Source organism: Microbacterium resistens NBRC 103078 (assembly GCF_001552355.1).
GTDB lineage: Bacteria > Actinomycetota > Actinomycetes > Actinomycetales > Microbacteriaceae > Microbacterium > Microbacterium resistens.
This window is the reverse complement of record NZ_BCRA01000144.1, coordinates 1-9963: the sequence shown is the minus strand read 5'-3', so window position 1 is coordinate 9963 and position 9963 is coordinate 1. Positions and strand designations below refer to the sequence as shown.

Below are 9963 nucleotides of genomic sequence, written 5' to 3'. Positions count from 1 at the left end.
CCTAGCGCGGGGCGAGGACGAGCAGATCGCCGACCTCGCAGTCCAGGGCGTCGCAGATGGCGCGGAGCGTGGAGTAGCGGATCGCGCGCGCCCGGTCGTTCTTGAGCACCGACAGGTTCACGATGCTGACGCCGACCCGATCGCTGAGCTGGGTCAGGGTCATCCCGCGCGCGGCGAGCAGTTCGTCGAGGCGGCAGTGGATGCCGGTGTCCTCGTCGTCCTGCGCGGCCGGGGTCATACGAGTCCCTCCGTGTCCTTCTGCAGCCGAACCCCACGGCGGAACGCTCGGCCGAGGAGGCCCACCGCGATCCCCGTCGCGCAGACCGGCGCCCACAACCAGAGCTCGGCGGGGTGCAGCGGCTCGCCCGGTCCCGCTCCCAGGGCGCTTGTCACCCCGTTGCGTCCGACCGTGTCCAGGCCCAGGGCGACGAGCGTGCCGACGACGAGCGTCCAGCCGATCAGGTCGAACGCGCGGGCGGTGGCCGGTGCGAACACCCGGCCTCGCAGGAAGCTCCATGCGATCCACATGACTCCGGCCGTGATCGTCAGCGCGGTGAGGGTGCCCGCGACGATCGATGCGACGATGGCGGCGGTGGCCATGGCGTCGACGCCCGGGGCGATGACCAGAGCGTGAGTCGCATAGCCGTGTAGGTCCGTCGCGCCGGCATCGATGGTGGCCTCGATCGGCTGCTGATCGATGGGCAGCGTCCAGGCGATCCCGTCCGACCGGAACGTGGTGAGGATGCGGGCCGTCGTGAGCCAGGCGATGACGATGACGGCGGCAGCGCCCAGGAGGAGGACGGTGACGGCGTCCGCGCGCTCTGAACGGGACGGCGAGCGCTGTTCCGGGGTCATACGAGTCCCTCCGTGTCCTTCTGCAGTCGGGTGCCGAGCGAGAACGCGGACGCGACGAGCGCGAGCGCGAATCCCCATCCGACGGGGGCGAGGTCGATCTCCGCGAGGAGGGGCCAGAGGACGTCGTGCACGCCCGGATCCACGGAGGCGAGGGCGTCGACCGCGACCGCGCGCCCGAAGGCGCCGGCGGCCTGGCCGAGGATTCCGCCGGCGAGGACCAGGACCGCCGCGATCCCGAGCGTCCAGGACATCGACGTGCGGAACGGCCGCGACCGGATGAGTGAGACGCCGAGCCACCAGGCGACCCCGCAGACCCCCACCGTGGCCAGCGCGGGAAGCGCGCCTTCGAGCAGGAGGAGCCAGCGGGCCCCGGCGGCGAGGTCCGTGAACGTGACGACGGCGGAGGCGTACTGCGACGCGGCGATGCCGGGAGCATCCGCGAGCACTGCGACGGATTCGGCGTCGTGCACGGGCATCGGCACCGAGACCTGCGCGCTGAACAGGTCCGCGGCGCGCACCGCGATCGCCGCGATCGATGCGATCGCGACGCTGACCGCGGCCGTGGCGATAACGCCGAGAGCCACGGCGTCGCCGCGGGAGAGGCGGGCGGGTGCGGTGGTCATGACTCCTCCTTCGGTGCGGGGCACCGGATCCGGTACTTATCGATTTTCGTTAACATAACGATTGTCGATAAGGGTGTCAACGGGAGGAGCGCGTTTCGTCTCGCGGAGACCTGCACTGAGCGAGCGCAGCGAGTCGAAGTGTCGCTCAACGACCGGACGGGCCTCGGTCGTTGAGCGAGGAGCGCAGCGACGAGTCGAAACGTGGTGAGCGCGTTTCGTCTCGCGGAGACCTGCACGGAGCGAGCGCAGAGAGTCGACGTGTCGCTCAACGACCGGCGGGGAGGTTGTCTCGCGCCACTCCGCGCGACGGTCGGAAGCACCCATGTGACGCCGCGCGGCGCCAGGGGGTATGCCGACGGCGAACACGGGCATACGCCGCCCGCGCGCTGGTTACTCTCGATGTACCGGCACGGAAAGTGCCCACGGCCCGTGCAGACGGGCACGCGAACAAGGAGTGACATGTTCGAGAGATTCACCGACCGAGCCCGTCGTGTGGTCGTCCTCGCCCAGGAAGAGGCGAAGATGCTCAACCACAACTACATCGGCACCGAGCACATCCTGCTCGGGCTCATCCACGAGGGCGAGGGCGCCGCCGCCAAGGCGCTGGAGTCGCTGGGGATCTCCCTCGACGCCGTCCGCGAGCAGGTGCAGGACATCATCGGCCAGGGTCAGCAGCAGCCGACCGGGCACATCCCCTTCACCCCGCGGGCCAAGAAGGTCCTGGAGCTGAGCCTGCGCGAGGCGCTGCAGCTCGGCCACAACTACATCGGCACCGAGCACATCCTCCTCGGCCTCATCCGCGAGGGCGAGGGCGTGGCGGCCCAGGTGCTGGTCAAGCTCGGCGCCGACCTGAACAAGGTGCGCCAGCAGGTCATCCAGATGCTGTCCGGGTCGCCCGGGCGCGAGCCCGCGGCCGTCTCCGGCGCCGCGCACGACTCGCAGCAGTCGGCGCAGGGCGGCTCGCAGGTCCTCGACCAGTTCGGTCGCAACCTGACCCAGGCCGCGCGGGACAACAAGCTCGACCCCGTGATCGGGCGCGAGAAGGAGATCGAGCGGGTCATGCAGATCCTGTCCCGCCGCTCCAAGAACAACCCCGTCCTGATCGGCGAGCCCGGCGTCGGCAAGACCGCCGTCGTGGAGGGGCTGGCCCAGGCGATCGTGAAGGGCGACGTCCCCGAGACGCTGAAGGACAAGCAGCTCTACTCGCTGGACCTCGGCTCGCTCATCGCTGGATCCCGCTACCGCGGCGACTTCGAGGAGCGCCTGAAGAAGGTCACCAAGGAGATCCGCACGCGCGGCGACATCATCGTCTTCATCGACGAGATCCACACCCTCGTGGGTGCGGGCGCCGCCGAGGGCGCGATCGACGCGGCCAGCATCCTGAAGCCGCTGCTCGCTCGCGGGGAGCTCCAGACCATCGGCGCCACCACGCTCGACGAGTACCGCAAGCACTTCGAGAAGGACGCCGCGCTGGAGCGCCGGTTCCAGCCGATCCAGGTGCAGGAGCCGAGCCTTCCGCACGCGATCAACATCCTCAAGGGCCTGCGCGACCGTTACGAGGCGCACCACAAGGTGCAGATCACGGACGGCGCGCTCGTCGCCGCGGCGAACCTCGCCGACCGCTACGTGAGCGACCGGTTCCTGCCGGACAAGGCCATCGACCTGATCGACGAGGCCGGTGCTCGCCTCCGCCTGTCGATCCTGTCCTCCCCGCCGGAGCTGCGCGAATTCGACGAGAAGATCGCCAAGGTCCGCGAGGAGAAGGAGGCGGCCAGCGAGGAGCAGGACTTCGAGAAGGCGGCGTCGCTGCGCGACCAGGAGAAGGAGCTGCTCGCCGAGCGGCTGCGCCTGGAGAAGCAGTGGCGCTCGGGCGACGTCGCCACGCAGGCGGTCGTCGACGAGGGCCTGATCGCCGAGGTCCTCGCGCAGGCCACGGGCATCCCGGTGTTCAAGCTCACCGAGGAGGAGTCCAGCCGCCTGGTCTTCATGGAGAAGGCTCTGCACCAGCGCGTCATCGGCCAGGAAGAGGCCATCGCGGCCCTGTCGAAGACGATCCGTCGTCAGCGTGCGGGCCTGAAGGACCCCAAGCGTCCGTCGGGGTCGTTCATCTTCGCCGGTCCCACCGGCGTCGGCAAGACCGAGCTGGCCAAGGCGCTGGCCGAGTTCCTGTTCGACGACGAGGCGGCGCTGATCTCGCTCGACATGAGCGAGTTCGGCGAGAAGCACACGGTCTCCCGCCTGTTCGGCGCTCCTCCCGGATTCGTCGGCTTCGAGGAGGGCGGGCAGCTCACCGAGAAGGTGCGGCGCAAGCCGTTCTCGGTCGTGCTCTTCGACGAGATCGAGAAGGCGCACCCGGACATCTTCAACTCTCTCCTGCAGATCCTCGAGGAGGGTCGTCTCACCGACGGCCAGGGCCGGATCGTGGACTTCAAGAACACCGTGATCATCATGACCACCAACCTCGGTGCGCGTGACATCGCGGGCGGTCCCGTCGGGTTCCAGATCGAGGGAGACAACTCCACCAGCTACGAGCGGATGAAGGGCAAGGTGAACGAGGAGCTGAAGCGCAACTTCAAGCCCGAGTTCCTGAACCGTGTCGACGACATCATCGTGTTCCCGCAGCTGTCGAAGACGGAGCTCATCCAGATCGTGGACCTCTTCACGAAGCGTCTGGGCGAGCGTCTGCTGGACCGCGACATGACGATCGAGCTGTCCCAGGCCGCCAAGGAGCGCCTCATCGAGGTCGGCTTCGACCCGGCGCTCGGGGCCCGGCCGCTGCGCCGCGCGATGCAGCACGAGGTCGAGGACCGGCTCAGCGAGAAGATCCTGCACGGCGAGCTGGACTCCGGCGACCACGTGAAGGTCGACTTCGCGGACGGCGAGTTCCAGTTCGAGCACGGCCCGCGGGGCGAGCGCGTCTCGGTCGGCGTGAACACCGGCGGCGACATCTCGGCCACCCCGGACCTGGCGGTCGCCAGCGGCGAGTGATCCCGGATCGACGACGAAGGGGCGGATGCTTCGGCATCCGCCCCTTCGTCGTCTCCGGTCGAGTATCGAGTGGTCACTTTCTGTGGGTTGCGCGGCTCTGAACCCACAGAAACTGACCACTCGATCGGGGGCAGCGGCGATGCGGAGCGTCTGCTGTGCGGACGAGAGGCGGACGAGAGGCGGCCGGGGCGGGGTCGTCCTGCTCGGGTGACGCGGCTGCCGGTTCTAGGCTGGATGACGTGAGCTACACCGTCCGCGCCGCGCGCAGCACCGACATCCTCGGCATCCACGGACTGCTGGAGCCGTTGGTGGAGCGACGCATCCTGCTCGGCAAGGACCTCGCGGTGCTCTACGGGGCGGTCCAGGAGTTCGTCGTCGCGGAGAAGGACGGCGAGCTGATCGGCTGCGGAGCCCTGCACGTCATGTGGGAGGACCTCGGCGAGGTGCGCACGCTGCTCGTGCGCGAGGACTGGCTGCGGCACGGCGTCGGCCGGCGGATCGTGGAGCGGCTGGAGGAGAACGCGCGCGGTCTCGGGCTCACGCGCCTGTTCTGCCTCACCTTCGAGGTGGACTTCTTCACCCGTCGCGGATTCGAGCCCATCGGCGAACAGGTGGTGGATCCCGATGTGTACGCGCAGCTGCTGCGCAGCGGCGACGAGGGAGTCGCGGAGTTCCTCGACCTGGCCCACGTCAAGCCCAACACGCTCGGCAACACGCGGATGCTCAAGCGGCTGTGACCGGGGCGTCGCATGTCGTCGGAGCCTCGGCCCGACGTAGCCTGGTGCCATGAACCCCCGTCAGTCCGCTGCGGTCTACCGTCGCCGCAGGATCGTGTTCTTCGGCGGGGTCATCGTCGTCCTCGCGATCCTGGTCGTCCTCGTCTGGTCCCTGATCGCCCGATCCTGGTCCGAGGGCTCCGGTCCGGCGCCGACGCCGAGCACGTCGTCGTCCGCGTCTCCGGACCCGGCGACGAGCACCGCGCCCCCCGCCGACGGCGGGACGGGGGCGGAGACGAGCCCGCCGGCCTCGGAGGGCGCGACACCACCCCCGGAGGACGGGACAGGCGCGTGCCAGGCGGCCGGGATCGCCGTCGAGGCGGTCACGGACGCCTCGTCCTACGGTCCCGACGTGCAGCCGCAGCTCTCGATCTCGCTCACGAACACGGGGGCCCAGGACTGCACCATCAACGTCGGGACGACGCAGCAGCGCTTCGAGATCAAGAGCGGCGACGACGTGTGGTGGCGATCGACCGACTGCCAGCAGAACCCCAGCGACATGGTGGTGACCCTGAAGGCCGGGTCCACCGTGACCAGCTCTCAGCCCGTGGTCTGGGACCGCACGCGATCCACGCCCGAGACGTGCGGATCGGCGGAGCGTCAGCGGGCCCCCGGAGGCGGGGCGACCTATCACCTGAGCGTGTCGATCGGCGGGTTCGACAGCGCGCAGAGCACGGCGTTCACGCTGGAGTGACGTCGCGCACGCGGTGACAGCGGCGTTTGTTTGGGATACCATGGATCTAGCCTCCGCGCATCGGGCGGCAGCCATCCCCAGTGGCGTCGAATCCCCGCGTCCCCAGCGCATCGACATTCGCCGCTTCCGGAGGCTTCAGGAACCCCTCGACGCCCAGTCCCCAAAATGAGCGTTCGGGGGGTTCCGTTCTCCTAGGCTGGGAGGATGGCCGCGAAGAAGGCGAAGAAGAAGGCGCCCGCTCCCGAGGCGTTCCGATCCGAGGCGCTGGCTCAGGCCCTCGAGAAGCAGGACATGGCGGCGGTTGCCCTGGCGCTGCGCAACGGCAACACGGTCGTCCCGCTCATCCGTCCGGGCGCGCGCGACAACCCGCTCGACGGCGGCGAGGTCTGGACCTACCGGGACCCCTCCACCGGGGACGTGGCGCTCCTGCTGTTCAGCGACGCAGCCCACAAGCCGGCGAACCTGCCGCCGGGCGTGGGCATCTACTCGCCGGCCTGGCTGCGCTCGTTCCTGACGACGCACCGGGACACGATCACGACCGTGTTCCTCGACATCGCGGGCCCGCATCCCATGCAGGCGCCGCCGGACGAGCTCCTGCGCGCCCTCGAGGTCTGAGTCCTCCACGCCGGACCGTCGGTCCCAGACGGTGAGCGGAACCAGGCGGTGAACAGGTCAGAACGCGGGGACCTCGGCCTCGCGGCGGGGAGCGGTCCTCGCGTGGACGTCGTCGATCGCGGCGCGCAGCGTCCCGGATCGGTCGTCGATCACGTGCGCGTAGCCGAGCCGCGCGGCCTCGGCCCGGCGCTGCGCCGCCTGGGTGACCGGCCGGACCTCGCCCGCGAGACTCAGCTCGCCCACGGCGGCGAGCGTCCTCGGCACCGCGCTGTTGGCCAGCGTTCCCGCGACCGCGATCGCGATGGCGAGATCCGCGGCGGGCTCCGTGAAGCGCACCCCGCCCACCGTCGACACGTACACGTCCTTGTCACTGGTCTTCACGCCGGCGCGGCGTTCGAGCACGGCGAGCACCATCGCCACCCGTGACGCGTCCAGGCCGTTGACCACGCGCCGGGGGTTCGGGGCGGTGCTCGGGATCGTCAGCGCCTGCACCTCGACGGGCAGGGCGCGACGCCCCTCCAGGGCGATGGCCACGCACGTTCCGGGCTCCGGGCGCCCGTGCGAGAGGAAGAGGCTGCTCGGATCCGGAACCTCGGCGATGCCGTCGCCGGTCATTTCGAAGCACCCCACCTCGTCGGTCGGCCCGAACCGGTTCTTCAGAGCCCGCACGAAGCGCAGGGCGGTCTGCCGGTCGCCCTCGAAGTGGCACACGACGTCGACGAGGTGCTCCAGGACGCGTGGTCCGGCGACCTGGCCGTCCTTGGTGACGTGCCCGACGATCACGATCGGAAGGTCCCGTTCCTTGGCGACGCGGATCAGCGCGGAGGCGACCTCCCGCACCTGACTGGGCTGGCCGGCCGCGCCGTCGACGAGCGCCGAGGCCACGGTCTGCACGGAATCGACGATCACCAGGTCGGGCGCGACCTCGTCGATGTGTCCGAGGACCGTCGCGAGATCGGTCTCGCTGGCGAGGTAGAGCTCGTCGTGCAGCGCGCCCGTGCGCTCCGCGCGGAGGCGGACCTGCGCGGTGGACTCCTCGGCGCTGGCGTAGAGGACGCGACGGCCGGCGCGGGCGCTCGCCGCGGCGACCTCGAGTAGAAGGGTGGACTTGCCGACGCCGGGCTCCCCGCTGAGCAGGATCGCGGCTCCCGGGACGATCCCGCCGCCGAGGACCCGATCGAACTCGGCGACGCCGGTCGAGCGTCGCGGAGACTCCTGCGTGGTCACCGCCGTGATCGGCCGCGCCTGGCGTCCGGCGACCGGGGCGACCGCGGACACCTGGCGGACGATCCCGCTGCGAGCGGCCTGCTCGACGACCGTGCCCCACTGCTGGCACTCGCCGCAGCGGCCGACCCACTTCACCGTGGTCCATCCGCATTCCGAGCAGACGTACGCGGCGGGGGCGGGACGACGGGTGGCCATGAATTCAGGCTATCCGCCCCCTCCGACGTCGCGCCGCGCGCGGTCGGGTAGGGAGGGGGACTTGTTCGTGTCGCGGGTTCAGGCAGTCGCGCCAGGTCAGGCGGATCGTGGTGGCGCAGGCCTGATCTGGCACGTTTGCCTGATCCCGCGCGGGAGGGCGGGGGTCGGTAGCCTCGGAGGATGAGCGACTTCCGCAGCGTCGAGGAGCAGCAGCTCCGCATCCTCGACCGCATCACCCGGACCGCCGTCCGCGCTGTCCCGCTCGCCGAGGCCGCGGGGCGCACCCTGGCCGAGGACGCGCAGGCGCGCAGCGCGGTCCCTCCCTTCGACAACTCCGCGATGGACGGGGTCGCCGTGCGATTCGAGGACGTCGCGAATGCCTCGGCGGACGAGCCGGTGAGGCTGCGGGTGGTCGCGGACGTCCCGGCGGGCAGCGATCTCGATCCCGAGATGCCGGCCGGGTCGGCGGTGCGCATCATGACCGGCGCCCCCGTCCCGTCCGCCGCCGATGCGATCGTGCCTTTCGAGGACACCGAGGGCGGGCTGGCGGACTCCCTCGACACGGCCGTGGTGCGCCGTGCGCCGCGGGCCGCCGGAACGTTCGTGCGCCGTGCCGGAGACGACGTCGCCCCCGGCGATCGCGTGCTTCCCGCAGGGACGCTCCTCGGCGCGCGTCAGCTCGGCGCGCTCGCCTCGGCAGGGATCGCCGAGGTCCGCGTCTCCGAGCGTCCTCGCGTCGCGATCGTCTCGACCGGATCCGAGCTCGTGGCGCCCGGAAGCCCGCTGTCTCGCGGACGGATCCCGGACTCCAACGGCATCCTGCTCGCGGCCCTCGCCGAGGACGCCGCGGCAGAGGTCGTCCTCCGGGTCGTGGTGGACGACGAGGGTGCGGGGCCCGCCGAGGCCGTGCGCGAGGCGCGGACACACGGCGCCGAGGTCGTCGTCTTCTCCGGCGGGGTGAGCGCGGGCGCGTACGAGGTCGTGCGCCAGACCCTCGCCGCCGACATGGAGTTCGTCCGGATCGCGATGCAGCCGGGCAAGCCGCAGGGCTTCGGGGTCACGGAGGACGGCCTCCTGCTCTTCGGGCTGCCGGGCAACCCGGTCAGCGCCGCGGTGTCCTTCGAGGTGTTCGTGCGCCCGGCGCTGCTGGCGATGCAGGGACGCACGGCGGTGCACCGTCCGCTGTTGCGTCTGCCGGCCGCGGTCGAGTGGGGCACGCCGCCCGGCCGGCGTCAGTACCTGCCGGCGGTGATCGACCGGAGCGACCCCGCGGCGCCGCGAGTACGTCCGGCCACGGGCGGCGGATCCGGTTCGCACCTGGCCGTGGGACTGGGCTCGGCGGAGGCGTACGCGATCGTCCCCGCCGAGGTCGAGCGCGTGTCGGTCGGCGACCTCGTGGACGTCATGGCGCTCTGAGCTCCCGTCCGGCCTGGCGGGGTCGCGGGGCCCATCCGGATCGGACCTGACGTCGTTCGGGTGGCACCTCGGATCCATCTCGCCGAAACCCCCTCTGCGCGTCGATACCCCCTCGTATTCACGTATTTGCGAGGGGGTTTCGGCTCTTCGAGGGGGTTTCGCGGTCAGGGGCAGGGACGGAACGGCGGCACGGGACGGGAGAAGACCTGGGCGGGACGGGAGGAGACTTGGGCGGGACGGGAGGAGACCTGGACGGGTCAGTGGTCCCCGCCCGTGAGCTGGTCGAGAGCGTGGCGGGCGAGGGAGAGCACGAGCGGCATGCCATCGACGACGGCCTTGGGGGAACCGGGGAGGTTCACGATCAGCGCCGTGCCGGACACCCCGGCGACGCCGCGCGAGAGGAGAGCGCCGGGGGCGACCGCGGCGGACTGGCGACGCAGTTCCTCGGCGATCCCCGGGAGCGTCCGGTCGACGACCTGCATCGTGCCCTCGGGGGTCTGATCCCGCGGCGCGATACCGGTGCCGCCGGACGTGACGACGAGCCGCGCGCCGCCTGCGAGCAGCCGGCGAAGAC

General features: G+C 70.9%; 10 protein-coding genes. 5 read left to right on the top strand and 5 right to left on the bottom strand.

Annotated features, from left to right (window positions below; genetic code table 11):
- Position 1: 1 nt before the first annotated feature.
- From MR1_RS17485 to MR1_RS17475, 3 genes are read right to left on the bottom strand one after another with little or no spacing between them, the layout of a single operon-like run.
- Positions 2-238: a helix-turn-helix domain-containing protein gene (locus MR1_RS17485; protein WP_067249993.1), complete on the bottom strand. Its 237-nt coding sequence runs from the start codon at positions 236-238 to the stop codon at positions 2-4.
- Entirely contained in the window at positions 235-855 is a 621-nt protein-coding gene (locus MR1_RS17480; protein WP_067249989.1) for a hypothetical protein, read from the bottom strand. Before MR1_RS17480 ends, MR1_RS17485 begins: the two co-directional genes overlap by 4 nt.
- Positions 852-1478: a hypothetical protein gene (locus MR1_RS17475; protein WP_067249985.1), complete on the bottom strand. Its 627-nt coding sequence runs from the start codon at positions 1476-1478 to the stop codon at positions 852-854. The genes MR1_RS17480 and MR1_RS17475 overlap by 4 nt, the downstream gene beginning before the upstream one ends.
- A gap of 459 nt (positions 1479-1937) precedes the next feature.
- On the opposite strand from MR1_RS17475, the gene MR1_RS17470 reads away from it, so the two are divergent.
- From MR1_RS17470 to MR1_RS17455, 4 genes are all read left to right on the top strand, one after another.
- Positions 1938-4466 carry an ATP-dependent Clp protease ATP-binding subunit gene (locus MR1_RS17470; RefSeq protein WP_067249982.1) on the top strand — a complete coding sequence of 843 codons (2529 nt, stop codon included), beginning with the start codon at positions 1938-1940 and terminating at the stop codon, positions 4464-4466.
- Between the two features lie 239 nt (positions 4467-4705).
- On the top strand, positions 4706-5203 hold the full coding sequence (locus MR1_RS17465; protein WP_255218189.1) for an amino-acid N-acetyltransferase: 498 nt from the start codon (positions 4706-4708) through the stop codon (positions 5201-5203).
- A 49-nt stretch (positions 5204-5252) separates the two neighbouring features.
- A complete protein-coding gene (locus MR1_RS17460) occupies positions 5253-5936 on the top strand; it encodes a hypothetical protein (RefSeq protein ID WP_067249978.1) in 684 nt (227 codons plus the stop codon).
- 204 nt (positions 5937-6140) lie between these two features.
- Positions 6141-6551, top strand: coding sequence for a dehydrogenase (locus tag MR1_RS17455; RefSeq protein ID WP_067249975.1), 411 nt, complete (start codon positions 6141-6143; stop codon positions 6549-6551).
- 57 nt (positions 6552-6608) lie between these two features.
- Here MR1_RS17455 and radA read toward each other — a convergent pair whose 3' ends face one another.
- The gene (radA, locus tag MR1_RS17450; RefSeq protein WP_067249972.1) at positions 6609-7973 is read right to left on the bottom strand and encodes a DNA repair protein RadA; all 1365 of its coding nucleotides are present in this window, start codon (positions 7971-7973) and stop codon (positions 6609-6611) included.
- Between the two features lie 180 nt (positions 7974-8153).
- Here radA and MR1_RS17445 point away from each other — a divergent pair, with 180 nt between their 5' ends.
- Complete coding sequence (locus tag MR1_RS17445) at positions 8154-9389, top strand: molybdopterin molybdotransferase MoeA (protein WP_067249969.1); 1236 nt, start codon at positions 8154-8156, stop codon at positions 9387-9389.
- Between the two features lie 257 nt (positions 9390-9646).
- Here the strand turns inward: MR1_RS17445 and MR1_RS17440 are convergent.
- A partial coding sequence (locus MR1_RS17440; RefSeq protein ID WP_067249965.1) for a MogA/MoaB family molybdenum cofactor biosynthesis protein occupies positions 9647-9963 on the bottom strand: 317 nt, incomplete at its 5' end.

Coding starts and splice junctions, on each gene's coding strand:
- radA (WP_067249972.1), bottom strand. CDS start 7,973: ATGGCCACCCGTCGTCCCGCCCCCGCCGCGTACGTCTGCTCGGAATGC.
- MR1_RS17475 (WP_067249985.1), bottom strand. CDS start 1,478: ATGACCACCGCACCCGCCCGCCTCTCCCGCGGCGACGCCGTGGCTCTC.
- MR1_RS17455 (WP_067249975.1), top strand. CDS start 6,141: ATGGCCGCGAAGAAGGCGAAGAAGAAGGCGCCCGCTCCCGAGGCGTTC.
- MR1_RS17485 (WP_067249993.1), bottom strand. CDS start 238: ATGACCCCGGCCGCGCAGGACGACGAGGACACCGGCATCCACTGCCGC.
- MR1_RS17480 (WP_067249989.1), bottom strand. CDS start 855: ATGACCCCGGAACAGCGCTCGCCGTCCCGTTCAGAGCGCGCGGACGCC.
- MR1_RS17470 (WP_067249982.1), top strand. CDS start 1,938: ATGTTCGAGAGATTCACCGACCGAGCCCGTCGTGTGGTCGTCCTCGCC.
- MR1_RS17445 (WP_067249969.1), top strand. CDS start 8,154: ATGAGCGACTTCCGCAGCGTCGAGGAGCAGCAGCTCCGCATCCTCGAC.
- MR1_RS17460 (WP_067249978.1), top strand. CDS start 5,253: ATGAACCCCCGTCAGTCCGCTGCGGTCTACCGTCGCCGCAGGATCGTG.